The organism is Hoeflea ulvae (assembly GCF_026619435.1).
Taxonomy (GTDB): domain Bacteria; phylum Pseudomonadota; class Alphaproteobacteria; order Rhizobiales; family Rhizobiaceae; genus Hoeflea; species Hoeflea ulvae.
This window is the reverse complement of sequence record NZ_JAOVZQ010000001.1, coordinates 3982117-4007328: the sequence shown is the minus strand read 5'-3', so window position 1 is coordinate 4007328 and position 25212 is coordinate 3982117. Positions and strand designations below refer to the sequence as shown.

Annotated in this window: 21 protein-coding genes and 1 tRNA gene; 14 read left to right on the top strand and 8 right to left on the bottom strand. The window is 64.5% G+C overall.

Annotation, left to right across the window (positions count from 1 at the left end):
• Window positions 1-89: 89 nt before the first annotated feature.
• The 3 genes from dnaG to OEG82_RS19045 all read left to right on the top strand — a co-directional run bounded on the left by dnaG (window position 90) and on the right by OEG82_RS19045 (window position 5878).
• On the top strand, window positions 90-2081 hold the full coding sequence (gene dnaG, locus OEG82_RS19055; protein ID WP_267613945.1) for a DNA primase: 1992 nt from the start codon (window positions 90-92) through the stop codon (window positions 2079-2081).
• A 464-nt stretch (window positions 2082-2545) separates the two neighbouring features.
• A complete protein-coding gene (gene rpoD / locus OEG82_RS19050) occupies window positions 2546-4597 on the top strand; it encodes an RNA polymerase sigma factor RpoD (protein ID WP_267613944.1) in 2052 nt (683 codons plus the stop codon).
• Between the two features lie 402 nt (window positions 4598-4999).
• Window positions 5000-5878 carry an MBL fold metallo-hydrolase gene (locus tag OEG82_RS19045; RefSeq protein ID WP_267613943.1) on the top strand — a complete coding sequence of 293 codons (879 nt, stop codon included), beginning with the start codon at window positions 5000-5002 and terminating at the stop codon, window positions 5876-5878.
• Between the two features lie 13 nt (window positions 5879-5891).
• On the opposite strand, the gene OEG82_RS19040 is transcribed toward OEG82_RS19045, so the two are convergent.
• From OEG82_RS19040 to OEG82_RS19030, 3 genes are all read right to left on the bottom strand, one after another.
• Window positions 5892-6497, bottom strand: a complete 606-nt coding sequence (locus tag OEG82_RS19040) for a hypothetical protein (RefSeq protein ID WP_267613942.1) — start codon at window positions 6495-6497, stop codon at window positions 5892-5894.
• Between the two features lie 80 nt (window positions 6498-6577).
• The gene (locus OEG82_RS19035; protein WP_267613941.1) at window positions 6578-7201 is read right to left on the bottom strand and encodes a glutathione S-transferase family protein; all 624 of its coding nucleotides are present in this window, start codon (window positions 7199-7201) and stop codon (window positions 6578-6580) included.
• A gap of 170 nt (window positions 7202-7371) precedes the next feature.
• A complete protein-coding gene (locus OEG82_RS19030; RefSeq protein ID WP_267613940.1) occupies window positions 7372-8046 on the bottom strand; it encodes an SDR family oxidoreductase in 675 nt (224 codons plus the stop codon).
• Between the two features lie 169 nt (window positions 8047-8215).
• Here OEG82_RS19030 and OEG82_RS19025 point away from each other — a divergent pair, with 169 nt between their 5' ends.
• From OEG82_RS19025 to OEG82_RS18995, 7 genes are all read left to right on the top strand, one after another.
• A complete protein-coding gene (locus tag OEG82_RS19025; RefSeq protein ID WP_267613939.1) occupies window positions 8216-9352 on the top strand; it encodes a DUF930 domain-containing protein in 1137 nt (378 codons plus the stop codon).
• Between the two features lie 176 nt (window positions 9353-9528).
• The gene (locus OEG82_RS19020) at window positions 9529-11133 is read left to right on the top strand and encodes a pilus assembly protein (RefSeq protein ID WP_267613938.1); all 1605 of its coding nucleotides are present in this window, start codon (window positions 9529-9531) and stop codon (window positions 11131-11133) included.
• 902 nt (window positions 11134-12035) lie between these two features.
• On the top strand, window positions 12036-12827 hold the full coding sequence (locus OEG82_RS19015) for a tetratricopeptide repeat protein (protein ID WP_267613937.1): 792 nt from the start codon (window positions 12036-12038) through the stop codon (window positions 12825-12827).
• 63 nt (window positions 12828-12890) lie between these two features.
• Entirely contained in the window at window positions 12891-13316 is a 426-nt protein-coding gene (locus OEG82_RS19010) for a ketosteroid isomerase-related protein (RefSeq protein ID WP_267613936.1), read from the top strand.
• A gap of 10 nt (window positions 13317-13326) precedes the next feature.
• Window positions 13327-13926 carry a GNAT family N-acetyltransferase gene (locus OEG82_RS19005; RefSeq protein ID WP_267613935.1) on the top strand — a complete coding sequence of 200 codons (600 nt, stop codon included), beginning with the start codon at window positions 13327-13329 and terminating at the stop codon, window positions 13924-13926.
• 161 nt (window positions 13927-14087) lie between these two features.
• Window positions 14088-14486, top strand: a complete 399-nt coding sequence (locus tag OEG82_RS19000) for a hypothetical protein (RefSeq protein ID WP_267613934.1) — start codon at window positions 14088-14090, stop codon at window positions 14484-14486.
• Between the two features lie 242 nt (window positions 14487-14728).
• Window positions 14729-15103, top strand: coding sequence for a hypothetical protein (locus OEG82_RS18995; RefSeq protein ID WP_267613933.1), 375 nt, complete (start codon window positions 14729-14731; stop codon window positions 15101-15103).
• A gap of 112 nt (window positions 15104-15215) precedes the next feature.
• On the opposite strand, the gene OEG82_RS18990 is transcribed toward OEG82_RS18995, so the two are convergent.
• On the bottom strand, window positions 15216-15971 hold the full coding sequence (locus tag OEG82_RS18990; protein WP_267613932.1) for an SIMPL domain-containing protein: 756 nt from the start codon (window positions 15969-15971) through the stop codon (window positions 15216-15218).
• Between the two features lie 345 nt (window positions 15972-16316).
• Between OEG82_RS18990 and OEG82_RS18985 the strand changes: the two genes are divergently transcribed.
• A tRNA-Ile gene (locus tag OEG82_RS18985) sits at window positions 16317-16393 on the top strand.
• Window positions 16394-16515: 122 nt separating this feature from the next.
• Here OEG82_RS18985 and OEG82_RS18980 read toward each other — a convergent pair.
• Complete coding sequence (locus OEG82_RS18980) at window positions 16516-17409, bottom strand: NAD(P)-dependent oxidoreductase (protein ID WP_267613931.1); 894 nt, start codon at window positions 17407-17409, stop codon at window positions 16516-16518.
• Between the two features lie 365 nt (window positions 17410-17774).
• Here OEG82_RS18980 and OEG82_RS18975 point away from each other — a divergent pair, with 365 nt between their 5' ends.
• Window positions 17775-18746, top strand: coding sequence for an aldo/keto reductase (locus tag OEG82_RS18975; RefSeq protein ID WP_267613930.1), 972 nt, complete (start codon window positions 17775-17777; stop codon window positions 18744-18746).
• A 69-nt stretch (window positions 18747-18815) separates the two neighbouring features.
• Here OEG82_RS18975 and OEG82_RS18970 read toward each other — a convergent pair whose 3' ends face one another.
• Window positions 18816-19793, bottom strand: coding sequence for a zinc-binding dehydrogenase (locus OEG82_RS18970; RefSeq protein WP_267613929.1), 978 nt, complete (start codon window positions 19791-19793; stop codon window positions 18816-18818).
• Between the two features lie 71 nt (window positions 19794-19864).
• A complete protein-coding gene (locus tag OEG82_RS18965) occupies window positions 19865-20392 on the bottom strand; it encodes a TetR/AcrR family transcriptional regulator (RefSeq protein WP_267613928.1) in 528 nt (175 codons plus the stop codon).
• Window positions 20393-20777: 385 nt separating this feature from the next.
• Here OEG82_RS18965 and OEG82_RS18960 point away from each other — a divergent pair, with 385 nt between their 5' ends.
• Both OEG82_RS18960 and OEG82_RS18955 read left to right on the top strand, forming a co-directional pair.
• The gene (locus tag OEG82_RS18960) at window positions 20778-21809 is read left to right on the top strand and encodes a Fe(3+) ABC transporter substrate-binding protein (RefSeq protein WP_267613927.1); all 1032 of its coding nucleotides are present in this window, start codon (window positions 20778-20780) and stop codon (window positions 21807-21809) included.
• A 289-nt stretch (window positions 21810-22098) separates the two neighbouring features.
• Window positions 22099-23343 carry a cation:proton antiporter gene (locus OEG82_RS18955; protein ID WP_267613926.1) on the top strand — a complete coding sequence of 415 codons (1245 nt, stop codon included), beginning with the start codon at window positions 22099-22101 and terminating at the stop codon, window positions 23341-23343.
• 8 nt (window positions 23344-23351) lie between these two features.
• On the opposite strand, the gene OEG82_RS18950 is transcribed toward OEG82_RS18955, so the two are convergent.
• Window positions 23352-25022 (bottom strand): ABC transporter permease, encoded by a 1671-nt coding sequence (locus OEG82_RS18950; protein ID WP_267613925.1) that lies wholly within the window; start codon window positions 25020-25022, stop codon window positions 23352-23354.
• Window positions 25023-25212 lie beyond the last annotated feature (190 nt).

The window sequence follows — 25212 nt, the reverse complement described above, 5'->3', positions numbered from 1 at the left end:
CTCTGCGGCGCGCAGCTTCTATATAGAATGACCAACACATAGACTGATCCGACACCCAACCTCGCCAAGCGCCGGAGGCGCGCCAGATCTTGCGGTTTTCCCCGTCCTTTCTCGATGACATTCGCGACCGCGTTCCGATCTCGGACGTGATCGGCCGGCATGTGACCTGGGACCGCAAGAAGACCAACACCTCGCGCGGCGACTGGTGGGCCTGTTGCCCGTTTCATGGCGAGAAATCTCCCAGCTTTCACTGCGAGGACAAGAAGGGCCGCTACCATTGCTTCGGCTGCGGCGTGTCGGGCGATCATTTCAAGTTCCTGACCGAGCTCGAAAGCCTCAATTTCCCCGAAGCGGTGGAACGCGTCGCCGACATGGCCGGCATTTCGCTGCCCGCGCCCGATCCGCAGGCCGCCCAGCGCGAGCGCCAGCGCGCCACGCTGGAAGACGTGATGGAAATGGCGGCGGCCTATTTCGAGGGCGAGCTGCAGGGCCCGCAAGGCGCCAAGGCGCGCGCCTATCTGCGTGACCGCGGCCTGTCGGGCCGCACCATCGCCGCCTTCCGCCTTGGCTACAGCAATGACAACCGCAGTGCGCTGAAGGAACACCTGGCCTCGCGCGGCGTCGACCGCGAGCAGATCGAGGCCTGCGGGCTGGTGGTGCACGGGCCGGAAATCTCGGTGTCCTATGACCGGTTCCGCGACCGCATCATGTTCCCGATCCTGTCGTCGCGCGAACGGGTGATCGCCTTTGGCGGTCGGGCGCTGTCGCCGGGGGCTCCGGCCAAATATCTCAATTCCAACGAAACCGAGCTCTTCCACAAGGGCAATGTGCTTTACAATTTCGCCCGCGCGCGCCGCGCCTGCGGCCAGGACGGCACCTTGATCGTGGTCGAGGGCTATATGGACGTGATCGCGCTGGCGCAGGCGGGAATCGACAATGTGGTGGCCCCTCTGGGCACGGCACTGGGCGAAAACCAGCTCAAGCTGATCTGGCGGGTCACGCCGCAGCCGGTCTTGTGTTTTGATGGCGACGAGGCCGGCCAGCGCGCCGCCAACCGCACGGTGGATCTGGCGCTGCCGCTGATCGGGCCTGGGCGGTCGCTGCGCATTGCGGTGCTGCCGGCGGGCAAGGATCCCGACGACCTGGTGCGCCAGGACGGCCGCGATCCCTTTGATCAGGTCGTCAATTCGGCCCGGCCGCTGGCCGATGTGGTCTGGTCGCGCGAGGCAGGCGCCGGCGTGTTCGAAACACCCGAAAGCCGTGCCGAACTCGAGGCCAAGCTGAAGCAGACCACCGGGCTGATCGCGGATGAAAGCCTGCGCCGGCACTACCAGCAGGACATGCGCGACCGCATGCAGGCCTTTTTCGGCTATCGCAACCGCGAGCAGGGCAAGTCCGGCCGCGGCAATTACGGCCGCGACGGCGGCGGCCGCGGCAATTTCGAGCGCGGCGGCGGCGGTGGCGGCGGACGCCCCGGCGCGCAATCGGCGCGCGGCATGGTGGCGGTGTCGGAACGCCTGAGCCGTTCCGGCCTGGTCCGTGGACATGCCGAAATGCCGTCGCTGCGCGAAACCGTGCTGGTGATGACGGTCGCCAACCATCCGCAGATGCTGCATGACGAGTTCGACGAGCTGGCGGCCCTTGAATTCGAGGACAAGGGCCTGATGCGGGTCTGGCAGGTGATGCTCAATGCAGCCTCGGCCGGCGGACGTTTTGACCGCGAACGCCTGTTTGCAGCGCTTGAGGCCGACGGGCAGGGGCCCTTCATCGCCCGGCTCGAAAGCCAGATCCGCAATGCACGGATCTGGACCGCAACCGTTGAAGCCGCGTCGGAAGATGCGCGCGAGGGCTATATCCAGGCACTCGGCCTGCACAAGCGCACCCGCGAGCTCAAATGGCAGAAATCCGAGCTCGAACGCGACATCGTCGAATGCGAGGATGCCGAGCAGAGCTACGCCATCATCGCCACGCTGCAGCAGGTGCAGCTCGAGATCGCCCGGTTGGAAAACCAGGAGGCGATCATCGACGGCTTCGGCGTGCTTTCGGGCCGGATCAAGGGCGGCCGCGGCAGCAATGGCTGAACCCGGCCTGTGCTGCCCCGGGGCCGGATTTGCGCCGGATCGACCCTGTGCGGACATATTGCAACAGCTGAATCTGAGTCGGGCACTTGCGAACTCGAATGGCGCTACTACATATGCACTTCAGCGATGAAACCGGAAATTTCGGGCAATTTCACGCAAATTGCCGCAACTGCAGGCTTTTTCTCCAATAAGCCTTGACGGATGGGTTTTTTGTGGGAATCACCTGTTTGATACAATACATGCGGGATCACGGGCTGGAGGGCGTCTGCTGGTCACGCGGTTTTCCGCGATCTGCGGCCGTCAGGCTCAAAGATCTGCATGGTTAACAGGGAATTAAGTATCCATACGCCACAACAATCCGGATGATTCGCAAAAGCAGCCTGCCACACCGGCGGGTCCGATGCGCCGATGAACAGGCGCCGAGCTGGCATCAACCGAATGAAATCCGGGGAAAGTGACTGCCCATGGCAACCAAGGTTAAAGAAGCAGCAGCAGACGAGACAGAGACCGAACGCGATGCCAGTGCCCCGGACGGGCCATTGCTCGACCTGTCGGATGACGCCGTCAAGAAAATGATCAAGACCTCGAAAAAACGAGGTTACGTGACCATGGACGAGCTCAATGCCGTGCTGCCGTCGGAAGAGGTGACCTCCGAACAGATCGAGGACATCCTGTCGATGCTGTCGGACATGGGCATCAATGTCGTCGAGGAAGACGAAGCCAGCGACGACAAGGAAACCGAGGAAGAGTCCGATACGGAAGAGGCCAGCGAAGGCGGCGAAGTCGCCACCGCGTCGGGCACCGCCGTTGCCGCCACCAAGAAAAAAGAGCCGACCGACCGCACCGATGACCCGGTGCGCATGTATCTGCGCGAAATGGGCTCTGTGGAGCTTCTGTCGCGCGAAGGCGAAATCGCCATCGCCAAGCGCATCGAGGCCGGCCGCGAGACCATGATCGCAGGGCTGTGCGAAAGCCCGCTGACCTTCCAGGCCATCATCATCTGGCGCGAGGAACTCAACGAGGGCGCCACGCTCTTGCGCGAGATCATCGATCTCGAGACCACCTATTCTGGTCCCGAAGCCAAGGCTGCACCGCAGTTCCAGAGCCCGGAAAAGATCGAGGCCGACCGCAAGGTCGCCGAGGAAAAGGAAAAGGTCCGCGCCGAAAAGGCCAAGTCCGACGACGTCACCAATGTCGGCGGCGAGAACCAGTATGAAGAGGACGAAGAGGACGACGACGAGAACAATCTCTCGCTCGCCGCCATGGAAGCCGAACTGCGCCCGCAGGTGATGGACACGCTCGACATCATCGCCGAGACCTACAAGAAGCTCAGAAAGCTTCAGGACCAGCAGGTCGAGGCCCGCCTGACCGCCACCGGCACCCTGTCGCCGGCGCAGGAGCGCCGCTACAAGGAACTCAAGGACGCGCTGATCACCTCGGTCAAGTCGCTGTCGCTGAACCAGAACCGCATCGACAGCCTGGTCGAGCAGCTTTACGACATCAACAAGCGCCTGGTTGCCAATGAGGGCAAGCTTTTGCGCCTGGCCGAGAGCTATGGTGTGAAGCGCGACGACTTCCTGGTGCAGTATTCCGGCGCCGAGCTTGATCCCAACTGGATGAAGTCGATTGCCAATCTGTCGGCCAAGGGCTGGAAGGAATTTGCCAAGTCCGAAGCCAACGGCATTCGCGACATCCGCACCGAGATCCAGTTCCTGGCAACCGAAACCGGCATCTCGATCTCGGAATTCCGCCGCATCGTGCAGATGGTGCAGAAGGGTGAGCGCGAAGCCCGCATCGCCAAGAAGGAAATGGTCGAGGCCAACCTTCGCCTGGTGATCTCGATCGCCAAGAAATACACCAATCGCGGCCTGCAGTTCCTCGATCTGATCCAGGAAGGCAATATCGGCCTGATGAAGGCGGTGGACAAGTTCGAATACCGCCGCGGCTACAAGTTCTCGACCTATGCCACCTGGTGGATCCGGCAGGCGATCACCCGCTCGATCGCCGACCAGGCCCGCACCATCCGTATTCCGGTGCACATGATCGAGACCATCAACAAGATCGTCCGCACGAGCCGCCAGATGCTGCACGAGATCGGCCGCGAACCGACGCCGGAAGAACTGGCCGAAAAGCTCGCCATGCCGCTCGAAAAGGTGCGCAAGGTTCTCAAGATCGCCAAGGAGCCGATCTCTCTCGAAACCCCCGTCGGCGACGAGGAAGATTCACATCTGGGCGATTTCATCGAGGACAAGAACGCCATCCTGCCGATCGACGCGGCCATCCGGGCAAACCTGCGCGAAACCACCACCCGCGTGCTGGCTTCGCTCACGCCGCGCGAGGAACGCGTGCTGCGCATGCGCTTCGGCATCGGCATGAACACCGACCACACGCTCGAAGAAGTCGGCCAGCAGTTCTCGGTCACCCGCGAACGCATCCGCCAGATCGAGGCCAAGGCGCTGCGCAAGCTCAAGCACCCAAGCCGGAGCCGCAAGCTGCGTTCGTTCCTGGATAGCTGATGCTGTCCTTCTCTCCCCTTGTGGGAGAGAAAGCAAAATCAACGCTTTAGCCAAAGGCTAAACGTTAGATTTTGCAAGTGAGGGGCAACCCCAGACTTCAAAACCCGGCCATAACGCCGGGTTTTTTGTTGCCTGTCGGTCGTTATCGAGCCACCGCCCCCCACACCCCGTCATTCCGGTCCCCGCGCCGGAATCCAGCCACGACGCGTCTGCGTCGTGAAAGACTCTTTCGGCTCGCCGACGCTCGCCTGCTGGATGCCGGATCGGGGTCCGGCATGACGGAGAAATTTGGCTTCGCCACATGGCTTCCTGACCTCCAGCCCACCGCTGGACCGTCGCAGCGCGCTTGAGGTAAGCTGCGCAGCGCAGGCATAACCGCGCCGCCCCAATCCAGGACTCCCCATGCAGATCCTCCACCCCTTCGACGACATTTTCGCCTTCTATGACGGCCGCACCGGTGAACCAGCCGCCGACACCTGGGTCGATGACGGCGCGCTGTCGCTCGGCATTGCCAGCTATGCGATTGTCAGCGGCACGGCGGCGCTGGTCTATGACACCCATGTCTCGCTCGACCATGCGCGCGTCATCCGGGAGCATCTGGAAAGCCTCGGCGTCAGCGAGATCACCGTGCTGTTGAGCCACCATCATCTTGACCATGTCGCCGGCACGCAGATCTTTGCCGATTGCCCGGTCTGGTCGACGGCGAAAACCCTGGCTCATCTTCAGCGCCTGCAGACGAAGATCGAGAGCGGAACCCATCACGGCCCGCCGGCGATCGATCCGCTGATCCTGCCGGATCACAGCTTCGAAGGCGCGATGCAGTTGCAGATCGGCGCGCTGACGCTGGATATCCTCGAGTTCGACATCCACAGCGATGATGCGGCGCTGGTCTGGATCGCCGAGCGCCAGATCCTGCTGGCGGGTGATGCGCTGGAAGACACGATCACCTATGTCGCGGAGCCGCAGAGTCTCTCGGTGCATTACCGCGAGATCGACCGGCTCAAGGCTCTCATGCCGCTCTCCATCCTGCCCAATCACGGTGATCCGTCGCGCATTGCCGGCGGCGGTTATGGGCCCGGGCTGTGCGACGCCACCCAGTCCTACATCAACGACCTTCTCGACATCGCTGCGGGCACCACGCCGCAAGACACACCACTGGCTGAGCTGGTCGGCGGCTGGCTGCAATCCGGCGCGCTGATCTGGTTTTCCGCCTATGAACGGGTGCACCGGCAAAATGTCGCCAAGCTGCTTGCGGCACGACGCAGCCTGGGCTGTGCCTAGGTCGGCACCATGCTCAGCTCAGCACGGTGTCGATGATGGTGCTGATGTCATCGAGACAGGTGATCTTGTGGATCACGGGCGGGGATTGTCTCAGGTCGGGCCAATAGGTGCCCTGCGGGATTTCCACCGCGCCGGCGGCATTGCCGAGCTGGACGATGCCTGACAGCACGTTCTTCTGGATATCGCCCCAATTGGGTTGCGAGCTGCCGATGCCGGTGCCGAGCGACAGCTTGTAGCCCGGTCCGATCTGGTGATCGACGAAGATCGGAATCACCACATTCTCGCCTTTTGCGATCAGCGCCTGCAGATCGGCATAGACCGGCGTGTTGAGCGGCATGTCGGCGTCATTCATGGTGATGATGCCGATGTAATGCGGGTGCATGCGGCCGATGGTCGGGCCATGCGCCGCGCCGGCCATGCCGCCGCCGCCGATGACCGTGCCGATCGGGCCTTGCTGGTAATTGCCGGAATTGGCGCCCCAGGTGTACCAGGTCGCGCGGTCCCACACAGTCCAGACCACATCCGGATCGGATGTCGGCGTGCCGTCCCACCAGTCGTCGGGAAGCCGTGGAATTTCGGCGAATTTCAGGGTGCCTGGGGTCGGGTGAGGGTCTGCCATGGGGGTGCCTCCGGTTTCATCCGGCCCCATCATGGAGCAAATTGACCTAGCGTCAACCGGCCCCCACGGTCAGCGGCGGGTCATGCGCCGAAGCCGTGATTGCGCCAGGCGCCGCTGACGGCGGGATTTTCCAGCACATGGCTCACCATAGCGGCAATCTCCGGCAGTTCCCGGGCCGGCTCATGCCAGTCGGCCAGCATCGCCGCATAGACATCGGCAATGGTCATGGTCGGGCCGAGCAGGAACGGGCCGCGCACGGCTGTGGCGAACCGGGCGAAATCGCGGTCCATGTCGATAGCCGCCTGCTGCCGGATCGCCGCTTCGGCCTCGCCGGAGCCGCGGGCGATGTGGCGCGCCGGGTAATAATAGCGCAGAGCCGCGGGATAGATATTGCCGGCCATGAAGATCAGCCATTGCACCGCGGCGGCACGCGCCGGCGTGCCGTGGGGCGGCAGCAGCCGGGTTTCGGGAAACAGGTCATCGAGCGCCAGCAGGATCGCCGCGCTTTCAGCGAGCACCGGACCGCTGGCGCAGACCAGCACCGGCACCTTGGCAGCCGGGTTGAGCGCCAGGAATTTTGGGGTCTGGAGCTCTCCACTGTGCCTGATCTCGACCCGGTCAAAGGCCACGCCGATCATCCGCAGCGCCGCCTCGACCACCATCGAGCCCGATCCGGCCTTCCAGTACAGCGTATATCCGGTCATGGCAGTCCCCGCGCGCGTCCAATCGAGCCTCCTCATTGCCAGCAAGCGGGCAAGGGAGCAAGACGGTGAGTACGCGCAGGGGGCGGACGACCCGCCATGCCGGCTGCCCATATCGGCCGCACTGCATGGCGGCATCGGGCGGACGCGGCAGACCGTCCAGAAAAGCCTGATCAGTCGGCGGGCATCAGGAACACTTCGCGCACCGCGTTGCGCGGCTTGGCTTCCAGCGCGAACACAACCGCATCGGCCACGTCTTCGGGCTGCAGCTTGTCGGGCTTTTCCTCATCAAAAAACGCGGTGTTGACCATGCCCGGCGCAATCACCGTGCAGCGGCCGCCCCATTCCTTCATTTCCTCGGCCAGATTGCCGGCATAGCCATGCACGAACCATTTCGAGGCGCCATAGACCGAGCCGGGCAGGTGCACCCGGCCGGCCGCCGAGCCGGTCATCAGCATGTGGCCCTTGTTGAGACGCAGATGCGGCAGCGCCGCCTTGGCGGTGTAGAGCAGGCCCATGATGTTGACATGGACAAGCTTGTGCCATTCCTCCGGATCGCCCTGTTCGGTGCCCGCGGCGCTCACGCCCATGCCGGCATTGGCAAAGGCGGCATCGACCGCGCCATAGGTGTGCTTGAGCATGGCCAGCGCCTGGTTCTGGTCGTCCAGGCTGGTGGCGTCGCCCGGCAGCGCCAGCGCGCGGTCGCCCAGTTCCTCGACCAGCGCGTCGAGCTTGTCCTTTGAGCGGGCAAACAGGCCGACATTCCAGCCCGCCCGGCGCGCCGCGCGTGCGGTGGCGGCGCCGATGCCGCTGGAGGCGCCGGTGATGAAGAGGGTTTTTGCAGTCATGAATATGCTCCTTGAAAAACGGGTTCGCTTGCCAACGCCTCAGTTCCCAAGCCGTTCCGCCGGGATTTTTCGCGGGCGGATGCCTGTGCCGCCACCGCGCAAACCGCATTGGCGCCGGCATCGCCGATCCGGCCCTTGTTCGGCCTGATTTTCTGCTATGGATCGCGCCATGAATCGATTGCGGGACATTGTGTCGAACGGGTTGAGCAAGGCTCTGGTGCTGTCGCTGCTGGCGCATGCGCTGATTGCCGCCGCCCTGCTGGTCACCCTGCCGCTGCCCGAGCCCGAGCCGGAGCCGGAAGAACAGGTGGTCGAGGTGACGCTGGTCGAGCCGGAGGACGCGCCCGAAGTCCCCGAGCCGGAGATCGAGGAGCCGCAAGCGCCCGAGCCCGAACCCGAGCCTGAGCCCGAACCTGAATCCGAACCCGAGCAGCCGGAGCCGGAAGCCGCCGAACCGCCCGCGCCGGAATCGCCGCAACCCGAACAGGCAGCCGCCGCCGGCGAGGGGCAGGCGGTGCCGATCCCGGTGTTCAGGCCGGTGTTCCGTTTCGGTGCAGAGGATGCCGGGCCGCGCGAGTCGCCCGATGGCTCCGCTTCGCAGGATCCGGGCGAAGACCTGCCCACAGAGGCCGACGCTGTCACACCGCCGCCGCAGGCTGAAGAGCCCGATCCGTCACCCCCGGCAGAACCCGACACCGCCGCGCCGCTGCCCGATGCGCCCGAGCCGCAGCCGGACATCGCCGGCCTGTCTTTGCCGGAGATCGCGCTGCCCGACTCCGGCCTGGCGCAGGGCGGACTCGCCGAGCCTGACCCGGAAGCCGAACCGGCACCTCCGGTGCAGCTTTCCGAGACCAGCAACCCCGAGACCACTGACAGCCAGAGCAGCCAGCCCGAAACCAGCGACGCCGAAACTGCCGTTCCGGTGCAAACCGATGCTCCGGTCGAACTTGCCGAGGCGCGGCAATTGTTCTCCACCAGCATCACCGGCAATCCGGCGGCGATGGTGGCGATGGGCAATCTGCCGCGCGGATTGCGGGCCAGCCAGCTCTGCACCTCCGAGCTGCGCGAGCAATTGCGCAATGCGCCCGAGCGCTTCGGGCTGGAGCTGCTGCCGTCCTACCGGCTCGACACCGGCAATGTGCTGACTGAAACCAATGCGGCCTTCCGCGCCGATGGCGCCTGGTACCAGTTGAGCTTCCGTTGCACGGTCGATGACGACGCGCTCAGCGTCACCGGCTTCGCCCATGCGGTCGGCGCCGTCATCCCGCGCTCGCAATGGAAGGCCCGCGGCTTTCCCGAATTCTGAGCCCGCCACACTGGCCCGGGCACCGCGCCAGACATCAATTCTTCATCATGATTTTATGAAGATCGGACTGCCGAGCGGCGCCGGCGCGGTTTTTAAGGCTCCTTTTACGATGCAAGCCTAACGCTGCCGGCAAAGGTGGCTTCATCGCGAATGCCGCCATTTTCGGGAGCGATCACATGCCTGTGCTGTTTGAGGGGGCCAGAGCATTCTGGCGTTGCAAGCGTGGTAATTTCGGAATCCTTGCGGCGGTTCTGGCGCCGGTGATGCTGACGGCGGCCGGGCTGGCGGTGGATTATTCCAACATGTCGCGCGCCAAGGTCGAGCTGCAGAACATGGTCGATATCGCGGTTCTGGCGGCATCGAAGAAACCTTCCGACACGATCGACCGCAAGCAGATCTACCGGCAGATGCTGCTGGCGCAGATGTCTTCCGGCTCCGGCATGACCCTGGTCGACGAGAACATCGACGTGACCACCGGGCTGAACTACATCCGCTCGGATGCCCATGCACGCGTGGCCATTCCGCTGGTGTTCATCGGCAAGTTCATGCCGAACCAGGTTGCGGTTTCGGCCTCGACCTATTTCTCGACGCGCGCCATCGAGATCGCCATCGCGCTCGACAACACCGGCTCGATGGGAACCGGCGGCATCTCGGCTCTGAAGGATGCCTCGCACGCGCTGCTCAATGCGCTGGATGAGATCGACACCACCCGGCAGAGCCTGAAGGTCGGGCTCGTCCCCTTTGTCACCACCGTCAATGTCAAGGGCGAGGGCTATTCCGACACCTGGATGGATCTCACCGGCAAGTCGCTCTACAATGGCTGGACCTTTCTGACCGAGGCCCAGCGCGCCACCCGCAAGTCCTCGGGCAACAACAACGCCGATTTCTCCACCGCCACCTATCCGCACCACGCCAATCTCTACGCCTGGTCCGGCACCAGCTGGAAAGGCTGTGTGGAAGCGCGGCCCGCGCCCTACAACACCAGCCTCGACGCCCCAAGCGCGCTCAAGCCCAACACCCTGTTCGTGCCCTATTTCGCGCCGGACGAGCCGGGCAACCGGGTCACTGTCGGCGGCAACAGCGGCACCGGGTTCAACAATTCCTGGCTCAATGACGGCATCAATGGCGACGACGCCACGGTTCAGCGCTCGGTCACCAAATACAAGACCCAGACCGCCGTCACCAAGGATTTCAAGGATGCGACCGGACCGCTGACGCTGGGGCCGAACCGCGCCTGTCCGACGCCGATCGTGCCGCTGACGGCAACGCTGTCCAAGGTTCGCACCGGCATCGACGCCATGCAGTACTGGAACGGCTCGGGCACCAATATCGCCGAGGGCCTGGCCTGGGGCTGGCGCCTGCTGTCGCCGAGCGAGCCCTACAACCAGGCGGCCCCCTTCAACACCGAAACCGCGTCGAAGATCCTGGTGATCATGACCGACGGCGCCAATGTCTCCTATGGCGCCAGCAACACCATCAACAAGTCCGACTATGGCTCCTACGGCTTCCTGGCTGACAAGCGGATCAATTCGACCACCACGCAATCGGCCGCCGAGACCTATCTCAACACCTCGACCGCCAATATGTGCGTCGAGATCAAGAAGCTCGGCATCGAGGTCTATACCGTGCTCTACAAGACCTCGACCACCTCGGTGGTGAACATGTTTTCCAATTGCGCCACCCGCAAGGAAAACTTCTTCATGGCCAGCGACGTCGCTTCCCTGAAAAAGGCCTTCTCGGCCATCGGAAAATCCGTTTCCGGCGTGCGTCTGGTCAATTGAAGCAAGATGCCGGGAATGCGCGCCCTTGATCTCCCCCTTGCGAGGGTGATGTCACCGCAGGTGACAGCGGGGTGTAATGGCTCAGCGCAAACCGCTCCATCGGAACAAGCCGAACCACCCCCCCTCTGTCGGCGATGCCGACATCTCCCCCGCAAGGGGGGAGATTTGGGTCCGCGTAAACCGTCCGCGTCGTGCACAAACCTCCGCCGTCGACCCAACAATTCCAGTTGCTTGCTTCGAAAGCGGTCTCATTTCATCCACACCCCGCACCTCCGTGCCACACTCATCGCACTCCCGCTGCCGGATGGTTCGCGAACGTTTTCGACCAGGCGGGTGGAATGCCTTTCGGGACCTGCCGGAACGTGCGGCAAGGCCTGGGAGGAGGCGGAAGGCCATCGTGGCTCCGCTGGCGGGCGGCGTTTTTGCGAGCGCCGTGCAAAGCCAGCCACCGGGCCGGGAACCGCGCCACGCCGGCCGCAAGGCGGGCGAGGGGTGCAACCACCGGACCGGGCCTGTGGCGGACATGGGTGCCCCAGGCTGCGCCCAGGGTCCGTGCCGGACCACGAAAACCATTCCCGCGGCCGGTCCAGGCTGCGGCCGGAGCAATCCGGGCGGGGGCAACATCCCGGGAATGCGAGGCGCCGCCTGTCGGATGCGGACATCATCCGGCGACACTCGGGTTCGCGCGCGAGCTGCGCCACCCACTTTACATTTTCAGAGGCGACGCCCGCGCGCGGCCCTCCGGACCCGGAATTTTTTCATCAACCCGCGGGCATTCGCGCCGGACGGGGGTTTTGCCGCGCCCGCGGAGATGACCGGGCAGGGCGCGCCGGCGCCGCCCTGGTTGGCAATCAGCAGGGGCTGTGGTCTACTGGTTGAGCAATGTGACGGGGTGGAGTGACATGGCCGACGCGAATGAACAGACGCCACTGTCGGCCGGGGCCGCGGTTGTTCGCAACCCGCTCAGCGTCATCGCCATGTTCGTGCTGCTGGTGGAGGCGATTTCCACGATCACGCTGGTGCAGGTCAACGACACACCGGACATCGCCCGGCCGCTGGTCTGGTTCGTGGTGATGTTTCCCACGCTCATCGGCATCCTGTTCTTCGCCACCATCTGGTGGCGGCATCAATATCTCTATTCGCCGATGGAATACCGCTCGGACGAATCCTTCCTGACCGCCATGCGCCGTCTGCAGCGGGTGGAGGCGCGGCAGGAGGCTGCCGATCTCAACCCCAGGACTGCGGACGAGACCCAGAGTCTGAAGGTGGTCGACCGCCTGCTGCAATTCTCCGACATGCGCGCGGCCGTCAAGGTGGGGCGGACATTCCTCGAGGCCGGCCAGTTCGATATCGCGGTGCGGATCTTCCAGTACATTCTCGACAAGACGCCGGAGATGGATGACAACCGCTACAATGCGCTGGCCAATCTCGGCTATGCGCAGATCGGGATGGGCCAGCACAAGGAGGCGATCGAGACGCTGGAAAGATGCATCGCGCTGGCCGGCAAGGACCGGATCGGGCCATGGCATCTGCTGGCCCTGGCCTATGCGCATTTCAAATTGTCGCAAAGCGGCAGTGACGCCCATGCCAGGAGCTTCAAGTCCTATCTCAGGAAGGGCAAGACCCATCCTTGGTTCGGCGAGAAGCCGAATTTCTACAAACAGCTCTATCCGGAAATTGCCGACCAATTGTAGGTTGCCTCGCCGGCCCGGCCTGTGGCACCTGTGAGCCATCGCAATTTCATCCTGGAGCCCGTCATGAACCAAGACGACACCACCGCCCTGATCCGCCGCTATCTCGACGCCTTCAACGCCAAGGATTCCGACGCCATGCTGGCCTGCCTGTCGGACGAGGTGATCCACGACATCAATCAGGGCGACCGCGAGATCGGCAAGGAGAAATTCCGCTGGTTCAACGCCAGGATGAGCCGGCATTATGACGAGGAACTCGGCGATATCGAGATCATGGTCAATGCGTCGGGCAGCCGTGCGGCGGCGGAATTCACCGTGCGCGGCAGCTATCTCGCCACCGACGAGGGCCTGCCCGAGGCCACGGGCCAGCGCTATTCGCTGCCCGGTGGCATCTTCTTCGAGATCGACGATGGCGAAGGCGGCGCCGAAATCACCCGCGTCACCACCACCTACAACCTCAATGACTGGGTGGCCCAGGTCAAGGCCGGCTGAGGCCGTGACCATGTCTGGCGCAGGCCTGCGCTATGCGGTTCTGTCGGCGCGTGACGCCCAAGCCGCGCTTGATGATCTGGCGCGGCTCAGGATCGATGTCTTTGCCGCCTGGCCCTATCTCTATCAGGGCGATACGGCCTACGAGGCGGGCTATCTGGCTCGCTTCGCAGCCTCGCCCGGTGCCGTGATCATTGCCGCCCGCGATGCGGGAGGCCGCATGGTCGGCGCGGCGACGGCGGCACCGCTCGTTGATCACGCCCAGGAATTCGCAGCCCCCTTCGCCGCCGCCGGGCTGGATCCGGCAGACTATTTCTATCTGGCCGAATCGGTGCTGCTGCCGGAATTTCGCGGCCAGGGCGCGGGACGGCGCTTCTTCGAGATGCGCGAAGCGGCAGGCCGGGCGCAAGGGTTCTCGCGCGCGGTCTTCGCCTCGGTGCTGCGGCCGTCCGACCATCCGGCCCGGCCGCAGGACTATGTGCCGCTCGACGCATTCTGGCGGCGGCTCGGCTATCAGCCGCTGCAAGGCCTGCAGGCGCAGTTCTCCTGGCGCGACACCGGCGATGCGCAGGACAGCGTCAAGCATCTGCAGGTCTGGGGCCGCGCGCTCTGACGCCCGGCTGCCGGCGATCATGTCCATGAATGCAGGATGAACGAGTGGTTCCAATTCGGTTCAGGCGGACCGGACTAGGGTGAGGTCAATCGATCGGAACACCGGTTGAGGCAAGGGAACATCACTCAGGCGCAAGACGCCACCAAACTTGGAGAACAGTCATGACCAACCCCATCCGCACCGCACTCGCCGCCCTCGTTGTCGCCGCTGCCGGCATCGCCGCATCCGCCCCCGCCGCCAATGCCGGCGGCATCGGCTTCGAATTGTCGATCGGCGGCCCGTCCGGCGCCATCGTCGTGCGCGACCATGACCGCCGCGGCGGCTGGAACCGCTTCGAAGGCCATCGCAATGATCGCTGGAACCGCGGCCATCGCGGCGGCCGCAGCGCCTGCAAGCCGCAGCGCGCCGTCTCCAAGGCCCGCCACATGGGCGTGCGCCGCGCCGAAGTCATCCGCGCCAATCACAACCGCGTCGTCGTCGCCGGCGTGCGCCACCACCGGTCGGTCCGCGTCGTCTTCGCCAATGACCGCAACTGCCCGGTGATCAGCGTCCGCCGCTAGGCCGGCCCTGCTTCCAGTCTGATGCCACACCACAAACCCCGGACCCCGCGTCCGGGGTTTCGTGCTGTCTGGAGCAATGACAGTCGCCCTGCGCGGCGCGGATCGTGAATGCAGAATGAACGGGTGGTTCCGGTTCGGTTCAGCTGCGCGCGCGTAAATTGGGATCAATCGAAGCGGACCAGCCGCTCGGGACACCTTCTCACCGCCAGGCGCTGCGGCGCCGCCACACCAGGAGACCAGCCATGACCAGCTTCATTCGCACCACACTCGCCGCCCTCGTTGTCGCCACTGCCGGCGTTGCAGCCTCCGCACCGGCCCAGGCCGGCGGTGTCGGCATCGAATTTTCCATCGGCGGCCCGGCCGGCGGCATCGTCATCAGGGACCAGGATCGCCGCGGCGGCTGGAACCGTTTCGAAGAGCATCGCGGCGGCCGCGACCGGGATGCCTGCCAGGCCCGCAGGGCGCTGGGCAAGGCCGCCGACATGGGCCTGCGCCGCGCCGAAATCGTCCGCTCCGGGCGCAACCGGGTCGTGGTCGAGGGCTTCCGTCATCGCCGCCCGGTGCGTGTCGCCTTCGCCAATGAACGCCATTGCCCGGTGATTGGCTGGGACCGGTGATCGGCTGGGACCGGTAATCCCGCCTGCCCAATCACACCAAAGCAAAAACCCCGGAAGCAACTCGCTCCCGGGGTTCTTTCGCATTCATCAACAGGCGGCCGGCACGGTGCCGCTACTGGGTGATTTCCCAGGAAATGCTGACGCTGACCCGGTACTCGTTCTCTCCCGAGGCCACCGGCACCGAACTGTCGGATTTGGGCGACATCATTGCCATTTCGGCGCGCGCCATCGGCATCGGCGGCGCGGAATAGGAATTCTCCGAAATCTGGGTGATGCGACCGAGCCCGACGCCGAGCGCCTCGGTCATTGCGACAGCCTTGGCCTTGGCCTTGGCAATGGCGTCCAGCCGGGCGGCCTCGCGCACCGTGTCCTGGTCGTCATTGGTAAACATCACATCGCCGCCCTGGTTGACGCCGAGCGTCACCGAGCTGTCGAGAATGGCGCCGAGCCGGCTCAGATCGCGGATCCGCAAGGTCAGCGTGTTGTTGACGGCATAGCCGGTGATCCGCGGCTCCTCGGCCTTGCCGTCATTGCGGTTGGGCGGATAGAACCAGCGCGGCTGGATCGAAAACGCGCCGGTCTGCAGGTCGCGCTCGGCAATGCCTTCCTGCTTCATTGCCGCAAGCACCTTGGCCATCGCGTCATTGTTGGCGTCAAGCGCCTCGCGCGCCGTCTCGGCCTCGCGCAGCACGGAGAGCGAGACCACCGCCATGTCAGGCGCGATGCTGGCCGAGCCTTCGCCGACAACCGAGATCACGCCCGGTGCGGGCTGCCTGGCCTCATCGGCAAGGGCAGGCACGGCAAACAGGGTGGCGGCAAGCGCGCCGGCGAACATCATCCTGCGGCGGAGATTGATAGCGGGGGTCATGAAAAGTCTCCAAATTGATCCGGATTGTCCCAACCCGCCTTGTCTGGCGGCAGATTGTGGGCGCATTGCGGCAGCCGCTGCTGACCAATCCTACAGCCGCGCATTCACCCCGGCAATGCGGCCCAGCAAGACCTGCAGCTGCTCCCCGCCACCGGTTGTTGCGGCAAGCGCCGGCGCGTCTCTCTGGCCATGGCTGCAGGAAATTCAGGCGATGCGGCAACGGCTTGTGATGGCTTTCATTTTGGTCTAAACCGCCAGCGTCCGGACCCTTGCGTCCGGCCGGGGACATTGCCTGCAACCATCGTGTTGCAGCTCTCATGCGGCGCCCGCGCCCTGTGACCCTCCGGGCCTGTAGCTCAACTGGTTAGAGCCGTCCGCTCATAACGGATTGGTTGGGGGTTCGAGTCCCTCCGGGCCTACCACACTCCCGCAGACCACCGCGCCCTATGCGGCCGGCAATGCTGCATTTCATCCACACCGGCCTGATCGGGTCCATAGTGGCGGGATGATGCCGTTATCGCCCGTCCCGCATTGTGTGCGCGCCTTACTTGATCCCGTTGGCTTTTGCGACGAAGTCGGCCAGATGCGGGACGTAGTCCTCCGAGCCCGCACCGCCGGTGGCCACCGCGCCGGCAAATGTGTTCTTGACGGCGCTGGCCATGGTGGTGGTCACCGTGGCGGCATTGGCCATGGACTCGACATAGCGGATGTCCTTGTAGGCATTGGTCAGGGTGAATTTATGCGCCTCGCGGTTGCCCTCCAGCGTGTAGCCCATGAAGGTCTGGTAAAAGCCGCAATCCATCCGCCCGCCGCGGATCACCTTGTCGAATTCGGCCACCGGAATGCCGACCTTGCGCGACAGCGCCAGCGCTTCGGAATAGATCGCCGCATAGCCGAGCGAAATGAAATTGTTGAGCAGTTTCATCTTGTGGCCGTCACCGATGCCGCCGATATGGACGATCTTTGCGGCCCAGGTGGCAATCACCGGCTCGATCCGGGCAAAGACCGCATCATTGGCGCCGACCATGCAGTCAAGCGTGCCCTCCCAGGCCTCCTTCGGGGTGCGGCTCAGCGGCGCATCGGCAAAATCGACACCGATTTCGGCAAGGTCAGCGGCAATGCGCTGCGTTACCGTCGGGTCGCTGGTCGAGCAGTCGACGATGACGCTGCCGCGGGCCAGGCCCGGCTTCAGCGCGGCAATGGCGGCCTCGACCTCGGGCGATCCGGTCAGGCACAGGAAGATCACGCTGCAGGCTTCCGCCATCTGCTGCATGCTTGTCGCCTCTGTGGCGCCGCGCGCTACCAGATCCTCGACAGGCGCGCGGTTGCGGTGGGCGATCACTGTCAGCTTGTAGCCCTTTTCGACGATGTTTTTGGCCATGCCCTGGCCCATCAGGCCGACGCCGACAAAGCCGACGGTTTCAGTTGCTTGCGTCATGTGGGGTCTCCGAAAGCTGGGGTGGCGGCAAAGGTGGTGCTGCTGCGGACGCGGATTTTTGCAGGTGGTTGGCGATGTGGCAAGGGGCGGCTATCCGGCCGTATGCGCCCGTCTGCCGGCAACGCCGGGTGGCCGGACGCGCCATGGCAACGCGGTTTTCATCCCCATGTCAGGCCGCCGGGTTATGATCGAGGCAGCCGCAAGGCCGGCGGGTGGGTGCTCATCCGGTTTTCTCCCGGGTTTTTTCAGGCCTGGCTTTCGGCGGGAACCGGCACGAAAGCTCCGGGGAATGACCGGGGTCGGTGATTTTGGATTTCCGGACAGCCGGCGGTATAGGGAAGCACAGATTCGGGGAGGGACCAGATATGAAATACAGCCAGCTTGGCCAGACCGGCATCCAGGTGTCGCAACTTTGCTTCGGCACCATGTCGTTCGGCGGCGATGCCGACGAGGCGGAATCGGGGCGGATGTATGCGCGGTGCCGCGATGCGGGCATCAATTTCTTCGATTGCGCCGATGTCTATTCCAAAGGCGCTGCGGAAACGATCCTCGGCAGGCTCGCCGGGGGAACCCGCGACGAGCTGGTGATCACGTCCAAATGTTTTGGCGCGATGGGAGACGATGTGAATGCCGGCGGCGGCAACCGGCGCCACATTCTCCGGGCGGTGGAAGCCAGCCTCAAGCGGCTCGGCACCGACCGGATCGATGTGCTGTTCATGCATCGCTGGGACGGATCAGTGCCGCTTGAGGAAACGCTGAGGGCGCTGGAAAGACTGGTGGCCGACGGCAAGGTGCTCCATCTCGGCGCCAGCAATTACGCAGCCTGGCAGATCGCCAAGGGGCTCGGCATTTCGGCCAGAAACAACTGGCCCCGCTTCGATGTGATCGAGCCGATGTATTCGCTGGTCAAGCGCCAGGCGGAATCGGAGATCTTTCCGCTGGCCTTGGCCGAAAATCTCGGCGTGATCACCTATTCGGCCGTGGGCGGCGGGCTTCTCAGCGGCAAATATGGCAAGGGCAAGCGCCCCGAGGCCGGGCGCATTGTCACCAATCAGGATTATGCCAAACGCTACAGCGAGGACTGGGTCCTTGATGTGGCCGAGGCGTTCACCGCCTTTGCCGAAGGCCTCGGGGTGCATCCGGTCTCGCTGGCCGTGGCCTGGGCCGCGGCCCATCCGGCGGTGACCTGTCCGATCATCGGCGCGCGCAATGTCACCCAATTGCAGCCGTCGCTGGCGTCGGTCGACATCGAGATGACCGCGGAGCTGCATGCCGATATCGCGGCATTGTCGCGCACGCCCGCGCCGGCGACCGACCGGCTGGAGGAGCGGCTCTAGCGCCGGCATCTTGCAAAAGGCCCGCGCCAGAAAGCTCTGGCGCGGGCCTGACTATGTGGTCGATCCGGATCAGGGACGGATCAGGATCTTGCCGGATTTGCCCGGCGTCAGCGATGCCTTGACCGCGTCTGTGACGTTGTCGAGGCTGAATTCGCCACCCGATGGCAGCTTCAGCTTGCCGTGGGCGGCGAGCGTGACCAGTTCGGTGATCAGCCGGGTCTTCTCGTCAGCGGCCATTTCGGAGCTGATGCGCGAGCCCCAGAAACCCTTGACGGTGAGGTGGTTGGTGATCATCGCGCTGGCGCGCAGTTCAAGCGGCACGCCTGTCGCGGTGCCGAAGACGACCAGCAGGCCGTTGAGGCCGAGCAGATCGGCGATATCGGCGACGATCGGGCCGCCGACCGAATCGATCGCCGCCCGGGCGCCGTCCTTGCCGACGATGTCGCGGGCGCGCTTCTGCCAGCCGTCCTGGTCGGTCGACAGCACGTTGTCCATGCCGAGCGCTTCGAGCTCGGCCACGGCCTCGGCGCGGCGCACCAGGTTGACGGTGGTGATGCCGCGGGAACGGGCCAGGTCAGCGAAGATCTTGCCGACAGCGCCGTTTGCGGCGGTCTGGATGACGGTGTCGCCTTGCTTGACGTCGAGGAATTCGAGCAGCGAGATGGCGCTGAACGGCATGGCGATCAGCTGCGCGCCGGCCTCGTCGGAGATCGCGTCGGGCAGGGGCAGGATGCCGGCAGCAGGAGCGGTGAAATATTCGGCCCAGGTGCCGATCTTGCCGGCATTGACGACGCGCTTGCCGATCAGCGCCGCATCGACGCCGTCGCCGACGGCTTCCACGGTGCCGACGGCTTCGCTGCCGCCGAGCGCGGGCAGCTCGGGCTTGTAGCCATAGGTGCCGCGAATGGTCCACAGATCATGATTGTGGATCGGCGAGAGAATGGTGCGGATGAGGACTTCACCGGGTTTTGGCTCCGGACGGGCAACGTCCTTGACCACGAGCACGTCGGCTGGTTCGCCGAATTGTGTGTAGGTTGCAGCTTTCATGGGAGGATCCTTTGATGGGCCTGCAAAGCGCAGGATTTTGTGGTGGAGGGAAGGGTGGGAATTGGCAGCCGTCAGCTGAAGAAGCGGCGGCGGGTGTCGGCCATCGCCTGTTGCAGCGGTTCGGGGTTTCGCGACAGCTTTGCAATCACGGCCGCTCCGAGCCATTGCGCATAGAGCAGGGCGGCCGCCGCATCCGGATCTGCCTGAAGCGTGATGGACCCGTCACCGGATCCCTCGCGCAGCAATCCGGCAAGGCGCTCGCGGACGGAATTGACGCCGCCGTCGAGGATCTGGCGCATGTCTTCCGACAGGTCGCTGATTTCGGCGGCGAGCTTGACCACGAGACAGCGGTCGGCCATCGAGCCGGCCTCGCCGCCCAAGGCGGCGCTGAAGAAATCGTCCATGCGCTGCGCGGCCGTCTGTGGCCGGGCGACGATGGTGTCGAGTGCTGCCAGATAGTCGCTGACATAGGCGGTGAGCATGGCGCAGCCGAAGGCCTCCTTGGAGGCGAAATAGTAATAGAACGAGCCTTTCGGCACGCCCGAGGCGGTGAGCAGTTCGGTCAGCCCGAGCCCGCCAAAGCCACTGGGCAAGCACAAGCGTGCGGCCTTCGGCAAGGATGCGGGAGCGGGTCTGGTCGGATTTCTTCGCTTCGGTCATGGGGTGACATAGGAATAAATAGACCGGTCGTCTAGTAACTTGTCCGTGAGGCTGCGAGGTGGGGTGTGGAAACAATCGTTGCAAGCGGTGGGCCATGTTCAGCCCTGCGGAGGCCTGCCGGGCTCTCCGGTGCCGAGCTCTGGACGGGTTGCCAGAAAGGCGAGGGAGAGTGCAACCGGGTGCTGGTCGCCGGACTGGCCGGTTTTCAATCAGCACTGAATTCTCCGATCTATTTCAACCGCCGCCGGTTGACAGCAAAACGGGCGCTGAATAAACATGATCGTTACAGTCAGGTTTATTCATCCGAAACCCATGGAGTTTCCAATGGCCTCTTCTACACCCCGCGTTCTTGCGCTTCTCGCTTCCGTTGCCATGATGGCAGGCGTTGCCGCTCCGGCATTCGCCGATGGCGATGTCAATATCTATTCCTCGCGTCACTACGACACCGACGAGCGGCTCTACAGCGATTTCACCGAGGCCACCGGCATCAATGTCAACCTCATCGAAGGCAAGGAAGACGAGCTGATCGAACGGATGAAGGCCGAAGGCGCCAACAGCCCGGCCGATGTGTTCATCACCGCCGATGCCGGCCGCCTGTGGCGCGCCGACCAGGCCGGCCTGCTGGCCGCGGTCGAGTCCGAAACGCTCAACAGCCGCGTGCCCGACAGCCTGCGCCATCCCGAAGGCCACTGGTTCGGCATTTCCAAGCGCGCCCGGGTGATCTTCTATGACAAGGACAAGGTCAGCGAGCCGCCGCAGACCTATGCCGCCCTGGCCGACCCGAAATACAAGGGCCTGCTGTGCGCCCGCTCGAGCTCCAACATCTACATGCTGTCGCTGCTCGGCGCCTATATCGCCCACAATGGCGACGAGGCCGCAAAGGAATGGGCGCAGGGTCTCAAGGACAATCTGGCGCGCGACCCGCAGGGTGGCGACACCGACCAGCTGCGCGGCATTGTGTCGGGTGAATGCGGCATTGCCATTGCCAACACCTATTACTTCGCCCGCGGCCTGGCCGGCGATGTCGACGGCCTGACCAGGGGCATCGACAAGATCGGCGTGGTCTTCCCCGACCAGGACGGCAACGGCACCCATGTCAACATCTCCGGTGCCGGCGTTGCTGCGCATGCGCCCAACCGCGACAATGCGATCAAGCTGCTCGAATATTTCACCTCCGAGTCGGCCCAGTCCTATTTCGCCAATGGCAACAATGAATATCCGGTGGTCGAGGGCGTTGCTGCGTCCTCCGTGGTCGAGGGTCTGGGCAGCTTCAAGGCCGATACGCTCAACCTCAACGAGCTTGGCAAGAACCAGGCCCGCGCCCAGGAAATCTACAACGAGGTCGGCTACAAGTAAGCCGAATTCGAGACAGCATTCATCTTCCGGGGAGTGACCGTTTCCCCGGCATAAGGAAGGTCCGGACATTTGGCGTCCGGGCCTTTTTTTGTGGGCAGGATTCACCGACGAAAGCGGGAGATCAGACCCGGGGGGCCGGGGCCGGTTCCGCGTCGGTCACAACAGACTTGAAAAGCTGTATGCACGCGAGACGCAACTCCGTTATGATGGTGGCCACACACTCGCGGACCGGCCTCGTTCAACGGCCACGTCGGACTATGTTTGCCACTCTCCGGCATGGGATCACAATGTGCAGCACGAACCGTTTTTCGCTCTGAATTCCTACCACATCGCGCTCGCTGTCATCGGCGTGATCGTCATCGCCGCACGATGGCTGCCGCGGCTGATTTCCAAGCGCGAACCGGCGGCAGCACCGCTGATGATCCTGTTTGGCGCCGGCGCGGCCCTGATGATCCCCGGGCTGCCGACGCTGCCCGATCCGCGCCAGGCGCCGATGGCCTGGGAACTGGTGAGCGAGCTGACCGTCATCGTGGCGCTGTTCGGCGCCGGCATGCGCATCGACAGCCTGCGTCCGTGGAGACGCTGGACACCGACGGCCCGCATGCTGGCCGTCGCCATGCCCCTGACCATCCTCGCCGTCGCCATGCTCGGCATCGGACTTGTCGGGCTGACGGTTGCAGGCGCGATATTGCTCGGCGCGGTGCTGGCGCCGACAGACCCGGTGCTGGCCGCCGATGTGCAGGTCGGACCACCGCATGAAGGCGCCGAACACCCGGTCCGCTTCACCCTGACAACGGAAGCCGGCCTCAATGACGGGCTGGCCTTTCCCTTCGTCTATCTGGGGCTGATCATCGCGGCCGAAGGCCTCAATCCCGGGGTCTGGGCGCTGGACTGGTTCCTGCGCGACATCGCCTACCGCATCGCGCTCGGTGTCGGCATGGGTTGGCTCGGTGGCCGCATCCTCGGTTATGTCCTGTTCGCGGTGCCCGGGGGAGCCGTGCTGGCCGAAACCGGCTCCGGGGTGATTGCGCTGGCGGGCGTGCTTTTGTGCTATGGCTCGACCGAGCTGATCGAAGGCTATGGCTTCATCGCGGTGGCGGTGCTCGGCCTGACGCTGCGGCGGATCAAGGCCGAACATCATTTCCACCGTCAGCTGCATGATTTTTCCGAATCCATCGAGCACGCGCTGACGGCGCTGCTGCTGATCGCGCTCGGAAGCGTCCTGCCGATCCTGTTTGCCGATCTGACCTGGACGCATTTCGTCGTGGCGCTGCTCTTGATCCTGGTGATCCGGCCGCTGTCGGGGTGGATCGCGCTGACCGGAACCGGACTCGATCACCGCGACCGGGCGGTGGTGTCGGTCTACGGGGTCCGCGGCATCGGCTCGATCTACTATCTGTGCTATGCTGGCAGCCATGTCGAGTTCACCAACGAGGCCCAGCTCTGGTCGCTGATCGGGCTGGTCATCCTGATGTCGACAGTCCTGCACGGCTTCACCGTCGGCTGGGCCATGGACCGGCTGAAAGAGGATTGAACGGCCTCTCAGGCCGCAGGCAGCAGCGCCTCGGCCTGGGGGCGGATGACGCGTTGCGGGCGTCCGGAGCGGCCGATGGTGTGGCACAGCAGGATCACCGGCAGCAGTCCGAAGCCGACGATCATCAGCGAGGGCAGCGCGGCCTGGGTAAGGCGCTCGTCGGAGGCGAGCCGGTAGGCCTGGACCGCCAGCGTGTCGAAATTGAACGGCCGCATGATCAGCGTCGCCGGCAGTTCCTTCATCACGTCGACAAAGACGATCAGGCACGCGGTCAGCAGGCTGGGGCGCAGCAGCGGCAGGTGCACCTCGACCAGCATGCGGCCGGAGGTGCGGCCGAGCGTGCGGGCGGCGGCGTCGATATTGGGCTTGATCGCCGAAATGCCGGTGTCGAAGGCACCCAGCGCGGCGGCGATGAAACGCACCATATAGGCCACCACCAGAAGCCCGATCGAGCCGGTGAAGAACAGGCCGGTGGAGACGTCGAAATTGGTCCGCGCCCAGGCATCGACCATGTTGTCGAGTGCTGCAAAGGGCACCAGCAGACCGACCGCGATCACCCCGCCGGGCACCGCATAGCCGATGCCGGCGGCGGCTGCGGAAAAGCGCGACGCCAGGCTTGGCGCGATGCGGGCGCAAAAGCCGATGATGATGGCGCCCGATACGGTGACCACGGCGGTGATCGAGGCCAGCGTCAGGGAATTTTCGACATAGCCGAGATAGCGCGGCGAGAACGGGGTTCGGCCGGCCTCGATGGCCATGTCGGTGAGAACAATGAGCGGGATGGCAAAGCCGATGGCGACCGGAAGCATGCAGGCGGTAAACGCGCTTGCGGCATGCCAGCCGCGCAAATGGTGTCGTTCCAAGGTCTCGATGCGCGAGCCCGCCGGAAAGCGTTTGGCGGCGCCGCGCTGGGCGCGTTCCATGAGCGCGAAGGCCAGCGCCACGACCAGCAGACACAGCGCCAGTTGCGAGGCCGCCATGCGGTCGCCCATCGAGAACCAGGCGCTGTAGATGCCGGTGGCGAAGGTCTGCACGCCGAAATGCGCCACCGTGCCGAAATCGGCAATGGTCTCCATCAGCGCCAGGATCACCCCGCCGGCAATCGCCGGCCGCGCCATCGGCAGGCTGACCCGCCAGAACGACGACCACGGCGTATGCCCCAGGGTGCGGGCGGCGAAATAGGCTGTCGGCGACTGCTTGAGAAAGGCGGCGCGGGCGAGCAGATAGACATAAGGATAGAGCACGAAGATCAGCATCGCGGCGGCGCCGCCGAGCGAGCGGACTTCCGGAAACCAGTAGTCCTGCGGGCCCCAGCCGGTGATGTTGCGCAAGGCGGTCTGGACCGCGCCGGGATGATCGAGCAGGTCGGTATAGGCATAGGCCAGCACATAGGCCGGGAAGGCCAGCGGCAGCGCCAGTACGATCTCGAAGGTGCGGCGGAAGGGGAAGCTGCAGGTGGTGACCAGCCAGGCAGTCGAGGTGCCGACAATGGCCGTGCCGATGCCGACGATCGCCACCAACTGCACCGTGGTCAGCGCATAGCGCGGCAGCACCGTCGCCATCAGGCTGTTCCAGGTGTCGAGCGTGCCCGAGGCCGCGGCAAAGCCCACCGCGACAATCGGCGCGAGGCACAGCAGCGAGACTATCCAGGCTAGGATCTTGAGTGCGCGTTCGCCCACAGGCCGGCTTGTCCTTCTCATCTGGCCTGATCCCGGGTCGGGCAGGCCGTCTCCTGGCCCGGGTGTTGCAGCTGTCGCCCCGCGCGGGAATTGACAGCCGAACTTGCCTTGACCAATGATTGTTGAGTAATTCATACAGGTTTTAGCGTCAACCGGCGCTCCGTCACACCTTCGCACGCGTCCAGGACCA

What these genes read in the sequence shown, in the direction of transcription:
- OEG82_RS18960 (WP_267613927.1), top strand. Translation starts at nt 20,778, where the DNA reads ATGGCCTCTTCTACACCCCGCGTTCTTGCGCTTCTCGCTTCCGTTGCC.
- OEG82_RS18995 (WP_267613933.1), top strand. Translation starts at nt 14,729, where the DNA reads ATGACCAGCTTCATTCGCACCACACTCGCCGCCCTCGTTGTCGCCACT.
- OEG82_RS19000 (WP_267613934.1), top strand. Translation starts at nt 14,088, where the DNA reads ATGACCAACCCCATCCGCACCGCACTCGCCGCCCTCGTTGTCGCCGCT.
- OEG82_RS19015 (WP_267613937.1), top strand. Translation starts at nt 12,036, where the DNA reads ATGGCCGACGCGAATGAACAGACGCCACTGTCGGCCGGGGCCGCGGTT.
- OEG82_RS18990 (WP_267613932.1), bottom strand. Translation starts at nt 15,971, where the DNA reads ATGACCCCCGCTATCAATCTCCGCCGCAGGATGATGTTCGCCGGCGCG.
- OEG82_RS19020 (WP_267613938.1), top strand. Translation starts at nt 9,529, where the DNA reads ATGCCTGTGCTGTTTGAGGGGGCCAGAGCATTCTGGCGTTGCAAGCGT.
- OEG82_RS19005 (WP_267613935.1), top strand. Translation starts at nt 13,327, where the DNA reads ATGTCTGGCGCAGGCCTGCGCTATGCGGTTCTGTCGGCGCGTGACGCC.
- OEG82_RS18980 (WP_267613931.1), bottom strand. Translation starts at nt 17,409, where the DNA reads ATGACGCAAGCAACTGAAACCGTCGGCTTTGTCGGCGTCGGCCTGATG.
- OEG82_RS19030 (WP_267613940.1), bottom strand. Translation starts at nt 8,046, where the DNA reads ATGACTGCAAAAACCCTCTTCATCACCGGCGCCTCCAGCGGCATCGGC.
- OEG82_RS19025 (WP_267613939.1), top strand. Translation starts at nt 8,216, where the DNA reads ATGAATCGATTGCGGGACATTGTGTCGAACGGGTTGAGCAAGGCTCTG.
- rpoD (WP_267613944.1), top strand. Translation starts at nt 2,546, where the DNA reads ATGGCAACCAAGGTTAAAGAAGCAGCAGCAGACGAGACAGAGACCGAA.
- OEG82_RS18970 (WP_267613929.1), bottom strand. Translation starts at nt 19,793, where the DNA reads ATGAAAGCTGCAACCTACACACAATTCGGCGAACCAGCCGACGTGCTC.
- OEG82_RS19035 (WP_267613941.1), bottom strand. Translation starts at nt 7,201, where the DNA reads ATGACCGGATATACGCTGTACTGGAAGGCCGGATCGGGCTCGATGGTG.
- OEG82_RS19040 (WP_267613942.1), bottom strand. Translation starts at nt 6,497, where the DNA reads ATGGCAGACCCTCACCCGACCCCAGGCACCCTGAAATTCGCCGAAATT.
- OEG82_RS18975 (WP_267613930.1), top strand. Translation starts at nt 17,775, where the DNA reads ATGAAATACAGCCAGCTTGGCCAGACCGGCATCCAGGTGTCGCAACTT.
- OEG82_RS19010 (WP_267613936.1), top strand. Translation starts at nt 12,891, where the DNA reads ATGAACCAAGACGACACCACCGCCCTGATCCGCCGCTATCTCGACGCC.
- OEG82_RS19045 (WP_267613943.1), top strand. Translation starts at nt 5,000, where the DNA reads ATGCAGATCCTCCACCCCTTCGACGACATTTTCGCCTTCTATGACGGC.